At 62.2% G+C, this 18,854-nt stretch carries 22 protein-coding genes; 1 reads left to right on the top strand and 21 read right to left on the bottom strand.

Going from position 1 to position 18,854, the window contains the following annotated elements; all coding sequences use genetic code 11:
- Window positions 1-9: 9 nt before the first annotated feature.
- The 21 genes from ACYP2A_RS20670 to ACYP2A_RS20570 form a co-directional block, all read right to left on the bottom strand.
- On the bottom strand, window positions 10-1,620 hold the full coding sequence (locus ACYP2A_RS20670; protein WP_459747721.1) for a phage tail-collar fiber domain-containing protein: 1,611 nt from the start codon (window positions 1,618-1,620) through the stop codon (window positions 10-12).
- A gap of 3 nt (window positions 1,621-1,623) precedes the next feature.
- Window positions 1,624-4,461, bottom strand: a complete 2,838-nt coding sequence (locus ACYP2A_RS20665; RefSeq protein ID WP_459747720.1) for a phage tail protein — start codon at window positions 4,459-4,461, stop codon at window positions 1,624-1,626.
- A complete protein-coding gene (locus ACYP2A_RS20660; protein WP_459747719.1) occupies window positions 4,454-4,975 on the bottom strand; it encodes a hypothetical protein in 522 nt (173 codons plus the stop codon). Before ACYP2A_RS20660 ends, ACYP2A_RS20665 begins: the two co-directional genes overlap by 8 nt.
- Window positions 4,972-5,598, bottom strand: coding sequence for a phage tail protein (locus ACYP2A_RS20655; RefSeq protein WP_459747717.1), 627 nt, complete (start codon window positions 5,596-5,598; stop codon window positions 4,972-4,974). The genes ACYP2A_RS20660 and ACYP2A_RS20655 overlap by 4 nt, the downstream gene beginning before the upstream one ends.
- Window positions 5,588-6,763 carry a baseplate J/gp47 family protein gene (locus tag ACYP2A_RS20650; protein WP_459747715.1) on the bottom strand — a complete coding sequence of 392 codons (1,176 nt, stop codon included), beginning with the start codon at window positions 6,761-6,763 and terminating at the stop codon, window positions 5,588-5,590. The genes ACYP2A_RS20655 and ACYP2A_RS20650 overlap by 11 nt, the downstream gene beginning before the upstream one ends.
- Complete coding sequence (locus tag ACYP2A_RS20645) at window positions 6,760-7,077, bottom strand: DUF2590 family protein (RefSeq protein WP_122700795.1); 318 nt, start codon at window positions 7,075-7,077, stop codon at window positions 6,760-6,762. Before ACYP2A_RS20645 ends, ACYP2A_RS20650 begins: the two co-directional genes overlap by 4 nt.
- On the bottom strand, window positions 7,074-9,062 hold the full coding sequence (locus ACYP2A_RS20640; RefSeq protein ID WP_459747712.1) for a phage tail tape measure protein: 1,989 nt from the start codon (window positions 9,060-9,062) through the stop codon (window positions 7,074-7,076). The genes ACYP2A_RS20645 and ACYP2A_RS20640 overlap by 4 nt, the downstream gene beginning before the upstream one ends.
- Before the next feature lie 3 nt (window positions 9,063-9,065).
- A complete protein-coding gene (locus ACYP2A_RS20635) occupies window positions 9,066-9,206 on the bottom strand; it encodes a DUF6890 family protein (protein WP_164708277.1) in 141 nt (46 codons plus the stop codon).
- Window positions 9,207-9,229: 23 nt separating this feature from the next.
- The gene (locus tag ACYP2A_RS20630) at window positions 9,230-9,520 is read right to left on the bottom strand and encodes a putative phage tail assembly chaperone (RefSeq protein ID WP_459747709.1); all 291 of its coding nucleotides are present in this window, start codon (window positions 9,518-9,520) and stop codon (window positions 9,230-9,232) included.
- A 30-nt stretch (window positions 9,521-9,550) separates the two neighbouring features.
- Entirely contained in the window at window positions 9,551-10,054 is a 504-nt protein-coding gene (locus tag ACYP2A_RS20625) for a lysis protein (protein WP_459747707.1), read from the bottom strand.
- Window positions 10,051-10,575, bottom strand: a complete 525-nt coding sequence (locus ACYP2A_RS20620) for a lysozyme (RefSeq protein ID WP_459747706.1) — start codon at window positions 10,573-10,575, stop codon at window positions 10,051-10,053. The genes ACYP2A_RS20625 and ACYP2A_RS20620 overlap by 4 nt, the downstream gene beginning before the upstream one ends.
- Window positions 10,572-10,778: a hypothetical protein gene (locus ACYP2A_RS20615; RefSeq protein WP_459747704.1), complete on the bottom strand. Its 207-nt coding sequence runs from the start codon at window positions 10,776-10,778 to the stop codon at window positions 10,572-10,574. Before ACYP2A_RS20615 ends, ACYP2A_RS20620 begins: the two co-directional genes overlap by 4 nt.
- The gene (locus ACYP2A_RS20610) at window positions 10,775-10,987 is read right to left on the bottom strand and encodes a TraR/DksA C4-type zinc finger protein (RefSeq protein ID WP_459747703.1); all 213 of its coding nucleotides are present in this window, start codon (window positions 10,985-10,987) and stop codon (window positions 10,775-10,777) included. The genes ACYP2A_RS20615 and ACYP2A_RS20610 overlap by 4 nt, the downstream gene beginning before the upstream one ends.
- Complete coding sequence (locus ACYP2A_RS20605; RefSeq protein ID WP_459747701.1) at window positions 10,987-11,442, bottom strand: phage protein; 456 nt, start codon at window positions 11,440-11,442, stop codon at window positions 10,987-10,989. The genes ACYP2A_RS20610 and ACYP2A_RS20605 overlap by 1 nt, the downstream gene beginning before the upstream one ends.
- Window positions 11,443-11,445: 3 nt before the next feature.
- On the bottom strand, window positions 11,446-12,552 hold the full coding sequence (locus ACYP2A_RS20600) for a DUF2586 domain-containing protein (protein ID WP_459747699.1): 1,107 nt from the start codon (window positions 12,550-12,552) through the stop codon (window positions 11,446-11,448).
- A 12-nt stretch (window positions 12,553-12,564) separates the two neighbouring features.
- Window positions 12,565-13,239 (bottom strand): phage virion morphogenesis protein, encoded by a 675-nt coding sequence (locus ACYP2A_RS20595; RefSeq protein ID WP_122700804.1) that lies wholly within the window; start codon window positions 13,237-13,239, stop codon window positions 12,565-12,567.
- Window positions 13,232-13,672, bottom strand: coding sequence for a phage tail protein (locus ACYP2A_RS20590; protein ID WP_122700805.1), 441 nt, complete (start codon window positions 13,670-13,672; stop codon window positions 13,232-13,234). The genes ACYP2A_RS20595 and ACYP2A_RS20590 overlap by 8 nt, the downstream gene beginning before the upstream one ends.
- Window positions 13,669-14,133: a head completion/stabilization protein gene (locus ACYP2A_RS20585; protein ID WP_459747697.1), complete on the bottom strand. Its 465-nt coding sequence runs from the start codon at window positions 14,131-14,133 to the stop codon at window positions 13,669-13,671. Before ACYP2A_RS20585 ends, ACYP2A_RS20590 begins: the two co-directional genes overlap by 4 nt.
- A 98-nt stretch (window positions 14,134-14,231) precedes the next feature.
- Complete coding sequence (gene gpM / locus ACYP2A_RS20580; protein WP_459747696.1) at window positions 14,232-15,050, bottom strand: phage terminase small subunit; 819 nt, start codon at window positions 15,048-15,050, stop codon at window positions 14,232-14,234.
- Entirely contained in the window at window positions 15,047-16,075 is a 1,029-nt protein-coding gene (locus ACYP2A_RS20575) for a phage major capsid protein, P2 family (protein ID WP_459747694.1), read from the bottom strand. Before ACYP2A_RS20575 ends, gpM begins: the two co-directional genes overlap by 4 nt.
- 1 nt (window position 16,076) lies before the next feature.
- Window positions 16,077-17,030, bottom strand: coding sequence for a GPO family capsid scaffolding protein (locus ACYP2A_RS20570; RefSeq protein WP_459747693.1), 954 nt, complete (start codon window positions 17,028-17,030; stop codon window positions 16,077-16,079).
- A gap of 162 nt (window positions 17,031-17,192) precedes the next feature.
- Between ACYP2A_RS20570 and ACYP2A_RS20565 the strand changes: the two genes are divergently transcribed.
- The coding region (locus ACYP2A_RS20565; protein WP_459747692.1) for a terminase large subunit domain-containing protein at window positions 17,193-18,854 on the top strand (1,662 nt) is incomplete at its 3' end.

The raw sequence follows: 18,854 nt of genomic DNA, 5'->3' as shown, positions 1-18,854 counted from the left end.
GGTGGCGGCTCAGTATTTGATGCAGTAGAGGACGGCAAGGTTGCGCGGGCGCGTTTCGTCGCCGCCGGTTTTATCGACGGTGATGGCATGGGTGTGGTCGCCGACGCTGTCGATGGTCACGCTCACGGAGTGGGTGTGGTCGCCAGACAAATTGGTCGTCGCTGTGGTGCCCGCCAGGCCATTAGCTGTGGTGAAGTTCGGGCTGCCGGCGCCGACGTCGTTGTTCTCGGCACGCGGTGCGCTGTGGGCGTGTTCACCACTGCCACCCATGGATGCCGTAGCGCTGTGGCCATGACTCCCGCTGCCTGCGGATGAGGCACCGTGGCCGTGAGAAGCCAGCATGTCCAGCTGTTCACTGCCGACGGTACGGCCCGGATCGAGGCCTCGGCCATCATCCACGCCACGCAGGAAATTCGCCCGGGCGTCGGGCAGGTTGAAGGTGGTGCTGCCATTACCGCTGCCGTACCGGGTGCCCAGTTTGGCGAACAAGGCGCTGTACGTAGTGCGCGACACGGCCGCGCCGTTGGCTTTCAGCCAGCCGGCCGGCGCGCTGCTCAGCATGAAACCGGCAATCATCGCGGTGGTGTTGGTGTCCAGCGAGTCGCGCAGTGCCCAGAGCGCGGCGGTGGTGGCCAGGATCTGGCTGCTGTTACTGGCCGGGTCATCGCTCTTGGCATTGGGCAGATTGCCCAGACCGACGTCGTCCTTGGTCGTGGCCCGGGCGCGCAGGTTTGGATAATCACCGCTGCGCAGCACAATCGCCTCGATCAGTGAATCCGTGATCGCCTGTACAACGCGCTTGTCCGTGACGACGCCGGCGCTGCTGATTTCGGCCAGAGGTGCATAGAAGTACGTGGCACCGGCGCTGTCGGTATAGCTGGCTTTGGTGGTGCCAAAGACCACATTCTTGACGGTCAACAGCTCACTGCCCTGACGCTGCAGGGAAACCTCCAGCCAGGCGGTGGCCGGCAGGCTGACCACCGCCACTGGCAAGACTCCGGTCTGGCTCACGCGAATGCCTTCGACGTAGGCCAGGCCGGGATTGAGCTGGTAGACACTGCCCGATTTAACCAGCTGCAGGGAGTTGGCAAAGAAACAGGCCGCACCGAACACGTCACGATTGGACAGGCGCTCGCGCTCGTCGATGCCCTTGAGCCGGGCGGTAAAATCGTGCTGCCAGGTCTTGGCATCGATCGTGACGCCGGTGAGCGACTGGGCGCCGGTGAACGCGACCATAAAGTTGCGGGTCAGGTTGTTGCCGACCTGCGCGGGCAGGATGTTTTTGCGCTTCTGCTGCAGCGGCACATACGCCACGGCGAACAGCACGTTGTCGGCGGTCTCCAGGCCGATCCAGTTAAAGTCCCAGTCGCCAATGTCGGCGCCCAACTGGGCGCTGTAGACCACCTGGTTGGGATTCACATAGCCCCGGTTCGCGCTCGGGATCGTGTAGGTGTGGACGATCCGGGATGCAGCAGGCTTGGCCTGGGTCCGGTCGACCTCGGCGCTGGTGTCCAAGCCCGGGATGTTGGCGAAAATGAATCGCGCCACGTCCAGGACCAGTTTGTTGCCTTGTTTCCTGGCGATAAGGTTTTCGCCGGCGATGGTGATGTTGGTCGACATGGGTTACCTGATTTCTTTAAGACGATCAAACACGCTGGCACCAGGGCCAAGCTGCTTGAGCAAGATGTACATGGAGAGGCCGCGCAGGATCTCGCCGGCCCAGAAGCCGAAAAACATCCCGTTGTCAGTGCCCAGGCGCACGCCCGGACTCCAACTGCCGTTCATGGGCTGGTTCGGCTCCGGCGTGACGATGTAGTTGTCCTGCAGCTCGGTCACGCAGGCCTCGATCAGCGCGTCCAGCTGAGGGTGTGTGCAGCCGGCCATGGCCGCCATGCACGCGCCGGCCAGCCACAGGCCGGTCATATGGCCGGTAAAGTCATTCGGCAGGGGCTTGGGTACGGTGGTCATCGGGAAGTCGGTCGGCAGTGCGCCGGCATTGCGGCTCACGTAGCTGGCCAGCCAGGCGATCCAGTTCTCGACGTAGGCTTTCAGCTTCGCCGGCACAGCCGCTCCGCGCTCTGCCAGTTCCTGCCAGGCACGGCACGCCGCTTGAAAAGCCCGGGGCTGGTAGCCCGACCAGGCGGTGCCGTCACCCCAGTGGTACATGGTGAAGGTGTCCGGGCTGCCGTACTTGTAGTTGTCCCAGCGGTTCCAGATATACGCGCTGGCCCCTGGTCCCAGTTCGCCAAACTTGGCGTAGTACCACTGCTGCGAGTCGTACATGAAGTCGACCATGCTGGTCAGGTGCCGGGCGTACTTCTGAGGCTCCAGGCAGTAAATCATCGGGTACTGATAACCCGGGTACGGCATGCCGTGCCAGGCGCCGATCTGCTCCGACCCTTCCTCGTAGATGTTGGAAAACGGGATCACGCCGGGCGTGTAGGCCAGCGAGTCGTCGCGGTAACCGATGACAGTGCAGTCGCCCAGCAGCGCGGTGAACGGCTCGCTGCAGGACAGGGTGACGCGGTACAGCAGGCTGTAGCCGTCCTCAAGCACGTACAGCGGCGGCACGTCGTTGATATAGGCATAGGTCCAGCTGATATTGGTGTCGCTGCCGTTCTCCAGAAGCACGGTGAACTGGTCGATCTGGTCATAGACCGGCGCCGCCGGATCCGGGTCGTCCGGGTGGTTGGGCTGGTAGCCGGACAGCACCAGGTTGCCCGGCAGCAGTTGATGCGTGACCCAGGCATTGCCGGTGTTCGGCAGGATCCAGTACCACCGCCACCCGTTGGCATCCTCAAAGCGCAGGTCTGTCTCGCCGTCGGACTTGTAGGTAATGGCCTTGATCGGGGCCAGGCCGGATTCGGTCGACCAGAAACCCACGACAAAGCCCGCGTCGTCGTTGGGGAAAAATGCCTTGATGGTGCTGCAGCTGCGCGAACCCAGCACGCCGGTTTCGTACTGCTGGGCGTAGGTCAGGCCGCCATAGTCCGACACTGCATCGATCGCGGCGCCGATATAGGCGCTGCCGTCGGCCTTCTGCAACTGCTGCAGGCTGCCCAGCGGTACGTCGCGTACGACGGGCACGGCGCTGGTCGATGCCGGCAGGTCGAACCCCCAGCGCTGGCCGTGATCTTCCTCCTTATCCAAGCTCATCAGCAATTCAGCCTTGGCGGTCACCGGCGCACCGTTGATACCCACGCCGCCGAAGGTGGTGCGGATGCTCGATGCCTGATTGAGGCGGAACCAGATCGACTGCTGTTCCAGGGAAATACTGGCGGCCCGATCAGCTTTGGCTGTGATGAACCCGGCGTTGTTGCGGCCGTAGGTCACCTGGGCGGCGGACGGGTAGATAAAGTCGTAGGAGATGCCGTCTGTAAAAGGAGTGCCGGCCACGGTGGACTGCCGGAAAAATTTATCAGTGGAGTCAATCGAGGTGTATTCGTGCGCGGTGAACAGGCAGGCGTCCATGGCCTTTTTGAACGGTGCTTCGCCGGTGATCTTCCACAGTAGGTAACAGGCATCGGCAAACCACTGCTCGCCGTCGGCCGCATTGCCCATCTGGTTCACCGTGCCCAGTAACGGCACCTGCAGAGGCCGGTTGTGCTGCACGGCGTTGCGCGGGATCAACTGACCACCGTATTCAACCGGCTGCCGATTGGCGTAGTTGAATTTGTAGGTGCCGTTCAGGCTGGTGTTCTTGAGCTTGACCGTCCCGCGCTCGGCCAGCGCGTGGCCGCTCGACAGCACGTTGCCGTCCCAGTCGATCTTCTGGCCGGTCCAGGCAATGATCCAGTCCACATCGTGCTGGGTGCCGGTGCGGTTCCAGTCGGTTTCGCCGTCAGCTTTCAGCGCCTTGACGCCGGCGTTGATCGCGTCCCAGGCCAAAGCCCCTTCAAACGCGAACGTGGCCTTGTCCAGGTACTGGCCCCAGTGCGGCGCACCGTGGGGGATCTGGGTCACGCCGTTGGTAAAGGTGAACGGCACGCCCTTGAACCCGCTGTGGGTCGGTGCGGCCGCATCGATCGGCCAGTTGGACAGCACCGGCTCTTTCGAGTTGATGATCCAGTTGCAGATCCAGCGGCCCGGCGTCTCCGGGATCGGCTGGCCGGCATAGAAATACTTCACGTAGGCATCCCAGTGCCAGCGCGCTGCTTCCAGATAGGCCGGTTCCAGAGTGGCCAGGTAGGCATAGACATACCCCAGGATGTGCAGCGCCTGGCCCTCGGTCGTGCCGTCACCGTTGGGCTGGTACTCCATCTGGCTCAGGGCGATAAAGTGCCGGTTGTTCGACAGCACGCCTTGGTTGTTCTGTACGAAGTGCTGCACCTGGGCGTCGGTGGTGTCGCCGGTGTTGGCTTTCAGAAAGCGGTGATGGCCTTCGATCATCGACAGCGCGTTGGCCACACCCGGGGTACGGCTGGCCACCAGGCGGCGACTGTTCAGGGCAGAGTTAAACATTGAACCAGTTCCCGTCGACCAGGCCGCGCCACTTGTTGGTCACTGGGTCCGAGACCAGGGTGATCATGTCGAACGCGCCCTGCTTGTAGGAAAGCACCGGCGCCCGGTTGTACTGCCACAGTATGCTGCTCGGCCAGGTCACCAGGTTGGCACCAGTGCCCTGGCGCAGGGTCAGTGTCACCGCGCCCTGGTAGCCGGCCGGCACCACGGCATTGAGCAGCGACAGGGCACAGGTCGGCCTGTTCAGGGTGATGTCGAATGCGGTTATACGGCTGGCCGCATCGACGTCCAGGGCCAAGGCGGTGCCAGCGGCCGCGACGATGCGCACCTTGGGCAGCAGTACGCCGCCCATGGCTTCCAGTACGGCATTGGCCAGGCCCGCCAGGGTCGGAATCTCGCCGGCATCGGTAGTGACGGTTTCGGTCTTGGTGCCGTGGTGGAATTTGCGCCAGGTGACGCCCAGCGCCTGCAGCGTGGCAATGGCGGCGGCTTGTTGATCGGTCAGGTCGCTCATTGAGTCCCCAGGTATTCGGCCAGTTCGGCGTGGGTGAAGTAGTAGGCACTGGCGATCGAGCGGTTCAGCTCGTCCAGCGCGGTCTGGTTGCCGGGCAGGATCGAGGCGCCGATCGTCTGCTGGTCGTCGTTGAATTCCAGCGAGCCGATCCGAACGGTCAGCGGCGTGAGCGTCACGAACTCATAACGGCGGCAGGTGCGCCCGTACTGCTGAGCGATCACGCGCAGCAGCTCGGGGTTCTTGCTCAGCTGCGATTCGGTCAGGTGCAGCTCGATGACATCCCAGTCCCGCCCTTCCAGGCGCTCCTTGACCTCGACATAACCGACGCCCAGGCGCTCAAAGATCCGTTTGAGGCCGGCAGTCGAGCCGCCGTCGACGGCATTGATAAAGGCGTACTTGACCCGCAATCGATACAGGTCTTCGGACTCGGTGCGAAAGCGGGTGATGTCCCGCTGCCAGGCCAGCATGTCCAGCACGCTCAGGTGGCAGGTCTCGGCATCGAGCTGCAGCAGCGGCCATTGCAACCAATCGGCGGCCTGCTCCCACCAGGCTTGCGCGGCGGCCTTGAGCTTGCCCAGCTCAGGGCCATCGAGCCAAAAGGGCAGCGTCAGATTAAGTGCCAAAGGTCACCTCGACGCCGGACAGCCGCGGAATCGTCAATTCCGACACGATGTCGGTGTTAACGAAGCGGATCGACTCGATGCCAACGAACTGCAGGTGCATTTCTTCCGCCAGGCGCGAAAACGAAAAGCGCGACTGTGGATAAGTCCGGGTCGGTGCGTAGTCGCTGTCGGTGCTTTCGCGGAATGCCGCCTTGATGAACAGCTCGACGTCGGACTTGAGCGCGGCATAGCGCTCGCTGCCGACAGATGCCTTGGGCCAGATCGTCAGGCGCACCAGGTGCTGGGTCTCTGGCATCAGCTTGACCAGCAGGTCGTCGCCGTGGCCATGGTTGCCCTGGTCGCGGATATGCTTATTGATCTGCGCCAAGTAGGCAGCGGCCGGCACGTCGGCTTCAAACAGCACCAGGGCATTGGCGCTGCCCGGCCCCCTGGGCGCGTTGTGCTCAAAGTACACGCCGTCGGCCTGTACGCCCTGGAACCCGGCGATCATCGCCCGGTAGACCGCGTCGGTGTGGTACTGGTTGACCGCCGAAAACTGGTTGCGTACGCGCAAACGCAGGTCGTCGTCCTCCTCGATGTCGGCGCCGGGCGAACTCAGCCAGCCATCGGCATTGACCACTTGAACGACGCCGGGGATTGGCTCCGGCAGGATTGAGTAATACCCGGGCGCCAGGTTGTAGCCGCTGCCGGTTTCTGTGGCGATCGCCGGTACCAGAATTTGCGACTCGCCATCGGCAAAGGTCCGGTCTGCTGTGGTCGTGAGGATGTAGACGTTGCCGTTGATCGCAATCGACTGCACGCGCGTGCCGGCCGGCACGACCAGCGCGCCGGCGACCGAGGTTCGACTGAACAGCAGTTGGCCCTCGGCTTTGGTCGCAGGCTTGCGCGTCACGTCCACCTGCCAGGCCAGCGTGTCGAGCCAGGCCTTGGTCGCAGTCTTCACAAAGAAATTGGGCAGGACGGTGCCGGCGATCAGATCGATCAGCCACAGCACCGGCTTGGTTACCAGGGCTGTGACCACGCGCCAGAACGGCGACCAGTTGCTGGTGTTGCTCAGCTTGCTGCCCTGAGCCACGACCTCGGCTGTCCAGGCCTCTTTCAGCTTGGCCTCGGTAATGGGAATGCCGGCGTCAGCGAGCGCCTGCTTGAAATTGACGTCGCTCAAAAGGTGACCTCGATAGAGCCGAATTCGACTGTTTTGGCAGTGACCAGGTACTGGCCGCCGGTGGTGTTCTCGATACGTACGGTGCCGGGCACCAGGCGCGTGTCGTTCTCGATCAGCAGTTCCAGTTGCTGGATGCAATCGGCGCGGCGGTAGCGATCGCGCTCGGCCACCAGCGTGACCATCAGCCCGCTTTCGCGGATCAGATGCGCGATGTCCTGGGCGATGCTGGCCCGATCGTCGATCTGCAGCGGCTGGTTGGAAGGGTCCAGAGTCAGATCGTTATTGGTGATCAGCAGATCGATATAGAGGCTCATCCTGGAACGCTCATGCCGATCATGTTTTCCAGTTCCAGCGGGGTCAGCGGCTTGCTGTTCTCGATCGTCAGCTTCTCGACGTTGATCGTCTTGCCCTGACTCTGGTTGGTGGTCGTGGTGTTCTGGATCGTGCGCAGTAACCCGCCTGGTGGCACGGCCGTTGGGCCGGACGGGCTGATACTCCCGTTGGATTCATTCATCTGCTTGCGCGCCTGCTCGGTATCGTTGGTCAGCGGCACGGACATACCCGGGATCTCTGGGGTTTTCGGCAGGTCGCCAAAGACCGCATCGATCTGCACACCCGGGATCTTGTTCAACATGGCAATCAGGCTGTTAACCGCGTCGGTGAAAATCGACACGATGCCATCCCACGCCGACTGGGCCAGGCCGGCCCAGCCGCCGATCGAGCCAAACCATTCAGAAAGCTGCAGCAGCTGGGCCGCGATCCACTGAAACGCAGCCGTATTCATCAGCGCGGCGGTCCACTGGTCCCAGTAGATGACTGCAGCCGCGACCACCGCGATCAGGGCAACGATGCCGGCGACGACCAGGCCGATCGGGTTGGCATACATCGCGGCATTGACCAGCCAGATCGCGCCCTGGAACAGGAGCATGCCGGTGCGCACCAGGCCCATGACGGTATAGAACGCCGTCATAGCCACAACTTGCACGGCAAACACTGCAGCGTGAACCAGGAACATGGCCACCGAACGCAGTCCCGTCGCGGTCAACAACTTCCAGACCGTGACCAGGGCCAGCCAGACCATCTGGCTCATGCCGACCACAAGGGTCATAGCCGACATGGCGGCGATGATGCCGAACACGGCCAGCGTGGCAATGCCGATCACCCGGGTGATGTTCGGGAAAATCTGCGTCCAGCGGGTCAACGTCCGGCCGATTCCGACAAGTTTGTCCATCAACGGCGTCAACATCGGGATCAGTGCCTGGCCAAAGGAAATGCGCAAGGCGGTGACGGCTTCACCGAACTGCTGCCAGGGGTCGACCATCGCCTGGGCCATGGCCTCGGCGTTTTCCATGCCGCGCACCTTGCCCAGCTCGGTAATGCCGTTCTTGAGTCGGTCGGTGTCCAGGGCCAACGCACCGATCACCTGGGCACCTTCTCCGCCGAATGCCTCGATCAACTTGGCGTTGCCGGCGGCGTTTTTCAGGTCACCGAATTTGCCCTGCAACTTGGCCAGGATGTCGAGCATCGGCAGCGCTTTGTCGTTGGCATCGGTGAATTTCAGGCCCAGCTTTTCCTCGGCGTTGCCGATATTCTCGAAAAACGCCTTGTAGCGGCCGCCGGCATCACCGCCTTCCATGGTGCTGCTCAGGGTGCCCATGACCGCCATCTGCTCGGCAAAGCTGACGCCCGACGCCGTGGCGATCGCGCCGGCTTCCTTGAACGCATCTTTCAACTGTTCGCCATCGGTGCGGAACAGCTTCACAGCCAGCGCCGTCTGCCCGGTCAACTGCTCGACCCATTTGACGCGCCCGACCTTGTCCGCTTCGCCTTTGAACAGGTTGTACATGGTGCCCATGTAGTTGCTGGTCGTTTCGGCATCGCTCTTGGTGGCCTTGGCCAGGATGCTGCTGGCATTGGTGACAGCGGCGAGCTGGCCGCCGACAAGCCCCTTGATAGCACCGTCGATCGTGCGCGCCGACGCCACGAACTCGGTCGCGCTTGCCCCGTACTGCACGGAAAAATCCAGCGCCTTGGCATTGAGCGACGACAGCGCATCCTCGGCCACGCCCATCGCCCGAACATCGCCCAGAGCGCGGTTCATCTCCAGGGCCGGTTCCATCGAGGCGGTAATGCCCTGAAAGGATTCCTGCATACCGATCCAGCCCGCGCCCATCTTTTTAATGTGCGCTTCACCGGAATCAGCCAGGTCGATGATGCTGTTTTTGATCTTGCCGGCCGGAGCCGTGACCTTATCGGCCAGGCTCAGGATGAAGGCCAGGCGAGCGCTCTGGTCAGCCATGGGTTATCCGTTTAATGCGTGGGCAATGCCGTTGGCGACAGCCATTTCAGCCCGTCGCCAGTATTCGTCTTCCAGAAACTTGGCTGTGCCCAGGTTCTCGATCGAGGGTTCCGCACCGGGCAGCCAGCGGCGGTTCAGGGCCATTAGCTGGCCCAGCCCGTCGTCGGTCAGGCCTTCAGCGAAGTCGAGGGCTTTTTTACGATTACGCCCAGATCCGGCGCGTATTCCTCGACCAGGGCGCCGGTGATGCTCAGCATATGCACCGGGTTTTCCAGCAGCGGCTTGAGCTTGGCTTTCTGTTCCTGGTCGACGGTGCCCATCAGCAGGTTGTGCGCCGGTGCGACCTTGTTGCTCGCGGTGGTGGCGTTGAAATACTTGGTGATGTCAGCCGGGGTCAGGGTGAAATTGAATTCCTGATCGCGGACTTCCAGGGTGATGGTGCGGTTTGCTTCGGACATGGTGTGTTCCATTGGTTGAGTGAGGGTGGTTCAGGGTTGTGCCGGCGTGCGTTGTACGACGCGGCGGATGTAGTCCTGCAGGCCGAGAATCATTTCCCGGGCAAGGGCGAGCTGGTCTCGGAGGGTGAAATAATCCGATCGAGCGTCTGGATCGAGTTCGGCGGTGCCTGCATCAGCCACGCCGGCGGATCCGGCGGCGCCGGGCACTGGGGCTGCGCAAGTGGCTTTGACGAGCAGCCGCTGACGGCCATCAGTAACGTCGCGCTGCAGGCGAAGGTTTTCATCAAGCGCACGGTTCAGCTCCTGGGTGCGTTGGTTGTCGATTTCATTCCTGGCATCGAGCATTTCACCGGCCAGTCGGGCGGCTTCACGCTGGTCGGCCAGCTCGTTGTAGGCGCTGTCCAGTTCGCTCTGTGTGTCGCTCAAGGCCTGGCGAGCGGTAACCACCTGGTCGCCCAGGTAATCGATCACGACCCAGCCCAACAGGCCGATCAGCAGCAGAACGAGGGCAAGGCGTAGCGGGCTAATCGTCATTTCAGGCACAGCTCCATCTCGGCCTTGCGGCGGTTGTGTAAACCCGGGACAAACTGTTTGGTGCCGTCGGCGCGGGTCACGTAGGCCCACACCGGGCGGCCATCAGCCCCCCAGGCCAGTGCCCGGCAGCCATCGGCCACGCGGCCGGCATTGATCAGTCCCACGGCGCGGCTTGCGCATGTGCTGGGCGTGCCGACGTTGTGGCCATGGCTGGTCAGGGCGTCGAAGGTGTTCTGGCTGATCCGTTCGTTCTTCACGCAATCGGCCAGGGCCAACTGCCCTTTGCTGATCACCAGGTTCTCGACTTCGGTGCATTTCTCGGGCGACCAGTAGTCACCGACGATCACCGCATAGGTGCTGGTGTGCCGGGTGACGCCCAGGCATACGGTGGGCAGGCCTCGGGCCAGCCGATCGGCATACACGACGTTCTGGCCTTTGCCTTCCCAGTCGCCCAGGAACGCGGTCAGTCCGGTGCTGCACAGCACGATGACGCCGGCGGCGATCTTGGTGCGCAGGCTCATACCTTGCGTTTCCAGTCGCGCAGCATCTGCCGATACTTGGGCACCAGGAGCAGGATCTGCAGCGCCATATAAAAGGCGGTCAGCATGTAGGCGACCGCCGACCAGTCGACGGTGCCTGTCGCCCCGGTGGCAGCCACGCCGATGGCGGGCGCCGCCTTCGCGACGGCAATCACCGTGTCCTGAGCGGCCTGATTCGTACTCATCGGCGCACATCCTTTTCAAACTTGGATTGGCACGGCACGCAACGGGTGATGCCGCCCAGCGCTTGGCGCGCCGCCGGAATCTCTTTGTCGCAATCGGTGCAATGGGTGAGGCTCGGCCCGCTCGGGCGCGGCCGCGCTCGGGCGGCGGCAATGGCAGCCTCGCGTTGCCGCAGCTCCAGCGCTTGTGCGCGATCGAACGGGCAGACCATCAGGAGATCAGCCCTTCGATTTCAGCAGCGTCCAAATACGGCACGCCGTTGATCTTCACGAAGTCCGGGCTGGTGAGGTCATACGGGATCTTGTGCGTGGTCTTCGCGCCGCCCTTGGGGTCGATGCTGAGCAGGCTGGAAATGCGGATCGCCGCGCCGAAGGCCTCGATGCGCAGTTCGCTGTCGCCGGCCTTGGCGAAAAACACCATGTCGAAAGGCTCCAGGGCACGCCAACTGCCGGCCTCCTTGGCCTTTTCACACAGCAGGGCGAAGCTCGCACTGTCCAGCTCCAGTTCGCCGGCACCGGCTACATCACCAGCGACACGGCCGTTGGGCACGCCCTTGCTCTGTGCGACGGCGCTGTTGTCGGTGATGTCCAGGGACGCAGCTTCGACGTGCAGCAACAGGTCGCCCAGGTTCACATCAAAGTTCTTACCGCTGAGTCGTTGAGTCATGGGTTATTCCGTGGACAGGTCGAGGGCGATGTTGCCGGTGAGGTCTTTCGGGCAGTCATACGGGCGCAACTTGATGTAAGCCTCGACCTTGGTTCTGCTGCTCCAGGACAGGACGATGTCGCCGTCCACAGGCGGCTGGATTTCGCCGGGAAAGACGGTGCCGGCGAAGGTGGTGGACTTCGACATATCGCGCAGCGGCTTCATCAGCCGGTTAGTGGCCGAGGCCATGGAGTTGGCGGTTCTGTTGATACGGCGATCGGCAACCATCTTGATCAACAGAATGCGCACTGCGCGTGCGGCCTTATCGACCAGGCGCAGGTTCTCGATCACCAGGTAGTCAGAACCAGGCGCATCGAGCATGTTGGCATCGCCAAAGAACACGCCCGGGTAATCGGGATAGGTCTGGGTTAGCGACAGCCGTGCGGTGTCCAGCTCGCCACGCACTGCCGAGGTCAGGGCTGCGCCAGTGGAGTCAGTCGGGGTCGCGCCCAAGGCGAGTACAGCGCCGGTTGCTACGCGCATCGGGCTGTCGGCAATGCTGGCCTCGACATTGGCCAGGCGTCCGGCAAGAACGCCCAGATCGTTGCCGTGCAGCAGCGGTACAACACAAACACGCGGTGCGGAAACGCTGGCCACGATGGCTTTCTGAGCAGTGACGTACTGCGCCCAGGTCTGTGCGGCCTGGATACCCGCCGTCGCGGCCAATACGAACAAACGCCGACCGTAGGTGTTGTTCAGCTCGATCGCCTTGCTGTGCATGGCGGTGAGGCTGGCAGCGGCAGTCACCACGTCGGTGATCACAACCCCCTCGACCGAGTAACCGGCCAACTGCGCCTTGTCCAGCGCCGTGCTCCAGTCGCTGACGGCCGCGATCGGGGCCGCCACGCAGGCCCAGCGGCTACCGCCGTTGGCTTTGGCAGCGGCCACCTGGGTTTTCAGGCTGCTGGATGCAGTGCCCAGCAGGGTGTCCAGATCGCTCTGGGTGTCCAGCGGAATGAACTGGCCGACGCTCTTTGCGCCGATACCAATAAAGATGAAGTAGCGCTCGATCTCAGTCACGGCGCCTTGGCCGAGATTGAGGTTATTGACGCTGACTTTACCGAGTGCCATGGGTGTGCCTCGTTAAACAGGGGATTGAAGGATTTGCTGCAGCACGGTTTGCACGAGCTGGCGGGTCTCGCTGTCGCTCGCGCCCAGGAACTGTCGTGCCGGTAGCTTGATTTCCCAGCTCTGCTGGCCGGTCGAGGTTTGCGCCGGATCGAGCAGGCGAATCAGCAAGCCGGCACGGGGGTACGTCAGGTGCTGTTTGATCCAGTCGACTGACGGCCGAGTGGCGGTCTTCTTGCCAGGCATGCGCACCTTGAAACCCAGCTGACGCAGGCGCTTGGCTTGTTTCTCGGTCGCCGCGGTGCCTGGGGGAACCTTGCTCCACTCGCGCATTTGCGCGGCAGTGCGCCGTTCTGAGACGCCATGGTGTTGTTGGGCGGCGACCCAGCGGGTCAGCGCGTTGCGCCATCCCAGTTCGGCTTCTTCGCCGGTCAGGCGGGTGACATCGAGCAGCTTGCCCAGACCCGCTTCCATGCGCTTTTTGGACTTGCTGGTGTCCTTGCGCGGTGCAAACGCGCTGCCGTCCAGATTCTCCTGGTCGCGGATCCGCTTGCGGGAGAGGCTGCGCACGCGCTTGCTGACGTTGTTGAGCAGGCGCTTGCGCTTCTGCACCGGCAGGTTCATCAGAGCAAGCAACTGCTCGGCCTGCAGCATGCCGCGCACGTCGAAGTCGAAGGCGTTATCAGCCATGGCTGGTCACCTCGCCCTGCTCAGCAACCCACAGGTCATAGGGAATCAATGACCAGGTCTTGCCCTGGGCCACGATTTCGCCGGCCGGATCCTCGGCCAGGTGCTGCGGTTCGACGAATTGCAACGTCAGGTCGACATCGGCCAGATCGTTGTCCAGCATCGTGATCTGGAATGCCGGTGCCGGTAGGTCTTCGCGGTCATCGTCGTGCGTGTCCAGCCAACTGCCGATCAGGGCGACCAGGCGCACAGGTTCATCGGCAAACCGCTCCAGGGCGATGGTCGCGGTGTAGATCATGTCGCCCATGTGCAGCCCCTGCTCGGTGTCTTTCCACACCAGATCGAGGCTCAGGGTGTCGGTCCAGCTGTCGAGCTGCTCCGGCGCGACCAGCTTGCGATCGAGCAGGTACTGAGTGAGTGCGCGCAGCTTGATCACAGCAGTGCCGCCGTCATGCGGCCACGGCCCTGCAGCGCACGAATGGCCTGCTGGCTGAATTCCAGGAAGGTTTCGCCACGCTCTGGCAGCTCCTTGGCCGTGTTCTCGGCCTCGGCCCGGCGGTTGACGGTCGCAAACTGGGTCAACAGGGAAGCCTTGGCCCGGGTATAGACCGCACGTTTGTACAGCTCGACTTTGTAGGTGCGCTCCGGCAGGACGGTGGTGTCTGCAGATTCAATGCGTGACACTCCAGCGCCCTGCCAGCGCGCTTTCAGCTTGGCCAGATCAAGGTTCACCTCGACCATGGCCGTTTTCAGGTCAGTGATCAGCATGTCGACCAGGTATTCCGCCGGCAGGCGATAGCCTTTCTGGAACTCGGACAGGGAGAGGCCCGGCCAAAAACCGTCGTTCTCGACTGCCTGATCCACAAACGTGGTGGGCTTGCCGGAAAATCCGCTCATGCTGATCACTCAAATAGGGCAGGTTGCAGCTTCGGGTCAGACCGGATGTCATGAATGACGTGGTCCTTCCGTGGCAGCTCCCTGCGGGGGGTAGTCGGTTATTCGGTGCCGGTACCGGCGTTATCGCTGTTGTCGCCGCTGCGATCAGGCGCCGGATCTGGGGCGGTATCGCCCTGCAGAACCTCGTCCAGTCGCATGGCAATGGCCGCGCTTTCATCACCCGGCGGAACTTTGGCCAGCTCCTTGCGGGCAGCGGCCAGGCGGGTGCCCACACCGATGCTGCTGTACAGGCTTTCAGCACGTTCGAAGTGCAGGATCGCGGCCGTCCAGTCCTTTCGATCCATCGCCAGAAGGCCCAACTGCTTGTGGTAGCGGGCAGGAATGCGTTCAAACAACTGCCATTCGCCGTCGACGCGGTGCAGCAGGTTTGAAACGTACGGCTCAGGACTGCGGCCGGCCTTGTATTCGGCTTCGGCCCAGTCGATCACCTCATCCGCGACGAAGGTCGGGATGTTGCGGTTGAAGCGCTCGGGCAGCTCCTGGCCCTGACTGACGGCGAAGTCGGCCAGCTCCATGCCCTGGGTGAATTGCACGGTGTCGAACAGCCAGACCAGGACATACATCAGCACCGGGTTCGGGTAGTTGAGGCCCGAATCGCGGTAGCGCTGCACGTACTCCAGGTACTTGGGCAGCAGCTCGTTACGCTTGAGCTGCTGCCGCTGCTCGCGGCTGTCGATGTTGCCGATACGCTCCAGATCAGCCTGCAAGCTGCTTTCCATCAGCTTGAGGTGCTTCTGGGCATTGGCCGGGCTGTCCAGCGCCGTGTCGGGCGAGTACGCGACAACGGCGGCACTAGCGGCAGCGGCCGCCGGCCCCTCGGCAAGAACGCGGCGCTTGTGTCTCAGGGCGAGGCTCACGCTACGCCCTCAAGCACTTCCACTTTCTCGATCAGGCCGATCTTTTCCAGCTGCTCGATCACGTAGCCTTCGTTTCGGCTGTTGTAATCCTCGACGCGGCTGCGCTTCGGATTGTCGATGGTCTGCTTACGCCAGCTCGAATCCTGGAAGTAGATCGACAGGTTGTCGAACGAAGTGACCAGCACCGCATTGACCGGGAAATAAGGCACGCTGAAAGCAGGCAGGCCGCCGTAAGTGGCGATAACCTGGGCCAGCTCGATGCGCTCTTTCTCGGTCGGGGTGTTGGCCTGCTTGGCGTACAGCTTGGCTTTGTCGGCCGCCAACAGGTCGGAGCCGATGATCACGATCAGATCGCCGCCTTCGCGGACACGCTCGTCGACCAGTTGCTTGCAGTCATGCACCAGGGCATCGAGGTTGGCATAGTCGCCATTCGGACCCATGGTGACCTTGCCGGCGACCTTGCCAGCGCTCAGCACTTGGGCCGGTGCCTTTTCACGCAACTGCTGCAGCCAGCCTTTGTTCACGTCCTGCAGCATCGGGTACGCGACTTTGTCGGTCTGCGCGGCCGCATGGGTGCCGTGGAAACCGATCATCATGCGGTCTAGCGCGATCTGTTTCTGCACAGCGGCCGAATACTTGGCGTGGAACTCCGGGAACTTCGCCCAGGCATCGATCTTCGCGTACGACAGGCTCACATCGGACTCGGTCGACGACAGCAGGTACTCATCGTCATCCAGCGCCGATGCGTCGTTGGCTTCACGATCGGTGGTCTTGGTGTTGGTGCGGCCGGTGACCGGGCCATTGGTGCCCAGGAAGACCTTCTGGCCTTTGATCTCGCTCACGCCAATGACGTTGATGCGAGTCAGGAAGTCAGCCTGGTGGGTGATCGCGTCATTCAGTTCCTGGGCGATCGAGGGTTCGACATTGAACATGGCGGCGGCGGTTTCGACCCCGTAGGTCTCAGCCATGGCCAACTGCATTTCGGCGTACATTTTCGCGCCGTGGTTGCTCAGCGGATGGGCCATGTCAGAGCACCCGCTTCACAGGAGCACTGCGAGTGGTACGCGCCAGGGGGCGGGCCTTCGGGGTGTCCAATGCTTCGGAGAACATCTGTTCGATGCGCGTCATGCTGGCCTGCAAGGCTTGATTGCCTTCGGGAGCGGCGACTGGTTTACGACGGCTCAACTGCTTTTCTTCGGCAGTGGTCACGATGCTGTCGACAGCGGTTTGCACATCACTGACCGCATCCGCATCAGCGGCAGGTTCGGTCTGCGCAAATTGATCGACGATCGCCTGGAAACCGGCTGTAACGACCAGTTGCTGTTCGATCAGGCCTTGAATGGCCGTGGCTGTTGCTTCATCCATTTGCGGAATCTCAGTAGGGTTTTCGGTCGACGGGTCCGCTTGCTGATCGCCGGCAGCGAAGCGGTTAAACAGTCGGGCGAAAAACGCCTCGACCGTAGTCAGTTGGGTTTCTTGAGTCATGTCGTTCAATTCCAGGGGGACGCCAACACTGAGATGGCCAGCACGGCGTGGGGCACGGCTGCGTTTAGCCGGATGGCGGGTAGTGCTGGAGAAGTACCACTCTTGAGTGCCCAGGCTGGCCGGCTCGTCGGTCACGGCTAAACCGCCGAGATAAGCCTTGCCGGAGCCTGCGAAGTTGGGGCGGATCTCAATGCTGGAAAACAGCTTTTCGCCCCGGTCATTGAGTTCCAGCAGCTTGTCGTTGGGCTTGATCTGCGCTTCCAGGGCGACTTGGCCTTGCTGCAGATCTGGCGATGTTTCATCGAGCCTGACGCTAAATACCGTGCCGTACGAACCAAAGTCCCGGTCGTGCTCAAGCCAGACCGTGGCGGTATAGACGGACGTGTTGTACGTCTCAGCGATGTCTCGCAGTTCCTGGGGCAAAATCTCGCGGCCGTCGACGGTAAGGCCACTCAGGGCAACGCGCTTCCAGTAGGAGACAAGGGAACGGGGCATGGGTGTGAACTGCGCTCATCGGTGAAGTGAGGCCCCAAGATAGGGAGCCAAACACCCGTCAACAAACGGTTTAAATCCGCGCTTCTCCTATTTTCCATTTCTAGGAGAAACGCGGATTTTTACCGCACGTTTTCCGCTTTTTCGCCGCATAGACTGCGGCCCATGAACTACTCGACCGAAGTAAAAGAAGCCGCCAAACGCCTGTTTCTGCGCCGCTATAAGGCCAAGGAAATTCAGGCGCAACTCGGCCTGCCTCACATCCGTGTCGTCTACTACTGGATCCGGCAGGGCAATTGGGACGACATGCTCACGGATGAGGAGCCGCTGACCGCCTGCAGCCGGCGCATCACCCTGCTCCTGGAAAAGACCGAGGCGCTGACCAAGGGCGAACTGGATGAACTGGACCGGCTGACAACTCTGCGCGAGCGCCTGGCCAAGCAGTGCGCCAAGCCGGCACCTGCAGATGCCGGTGATGCCCAGGGCGACGGTGGCCAGCAGCGCGAGCGGCCGCGCCGCGATCGAGGCGATCGGGAAAGCCGAGGCGACAAGGGCGAAAAGAAGAAAGGGAAAAAGGCCAAGAACGACATCGATCACCTGACCGAAGTCGACTTCCTGGACAAGTTCATTTCCAAAATGTACGGCTACCAAAAGGAGCTGTTCGCGGCGAAACAGAACCCCCTGACCGCCCGGATCCGTAACATCCTTAAAAGCCGGCAGGTCGGTGCGACGTACTATTTCGCAGGCGAGGCGTTCATGGACGCCGTGTTGACCGGCGACAACCAAGTGTTCCTGTCGGCCAGCCGCGCCCAGTCCGAGATATTCCGCAGCTACATCATCGGTTTCGCCAAGCAATGGTTCGACATCGAGCTAACCGGCGACCCGATCGTGCTGAGCAATGGCGCCAAGCTGCAGTTCATGAGTACGAACAGCAGCAGCGCCCAGGGCTACAGCGGTCACGTCTATGTCGACGAATATTTCTGGATTCGGGATTTCCAGAAGCTGAACAAAGTGGCGTCGGCCATGGCGACCCACCACAAGTGGCGCAAAACCTATTTCAGCACGCCCAGCGCCGTGTCCCACCCGGCCTATCCGTTCTGGACCGGCGAGTCGTTCCGCAACAGCAAGAAGCGCAGCAAGCCCAACGCCGGCAAGGAGTGGCCAACCGACAAGGCGTTCCAGGCCGGGGCGCTGTGCCCTGACGGCCAATGGCGCAAGACGATCACGATCCTGGACGCCATCGCCGGTGGCTGTGATCTGTTCGACCTGGAGCAGCTGCAGCTGGAGTACGACGACGATTCGTTCGACCAGTTGTTCATGTGCAAATTTATCGACAGCAGCCAAGGCGCATTCGCGCTCAAGGACTTGGAGCGCTGCTACTCCGACCTGGCGCTGTGGACCGACTACGACCCCGAGGCAGATCGGCCATTCGGCAACAGCCCGGTATGGATCGGCTACGACCCCAGCCGAACACGCGACGACGCCACCTGTGTGGTGGTCGCCCCGCCTCTGGAGCAAGGCGGCAAGTTCCGCATCCTGGAGAAACATTCGTGGCGCGGGCAGTCGTTCACCTACCAGGCCGAGCAGATCGAAAAGCTGGTCGGACGCTTCAACGTGCAGCACATCGGCATCGATACCACCGGCATCGGGTATGGCGTGTTCGACCTGGTGCGCGCGTTTTACCCGCGTGTCATGTCGATCCATTACAGCCTGGAAACCAAGAACATCCTGGTACTCAAGGCCCAGGACACGATCCAGAAAGGCCGCATCGTTTGGGACGCGGGCTGGAACGACATTTCGCAGGCCTTCCTGAGCATCAAGCGCGGT

The sequence above is a fragment of the Pseudomonas sp. 3A(2025) genome (assembly GCF_054589175.1).
Note: the sequence above shows the minus strand (reverse complement) of the source record. Positions and strands in the feature narration are given on the sequence as shown.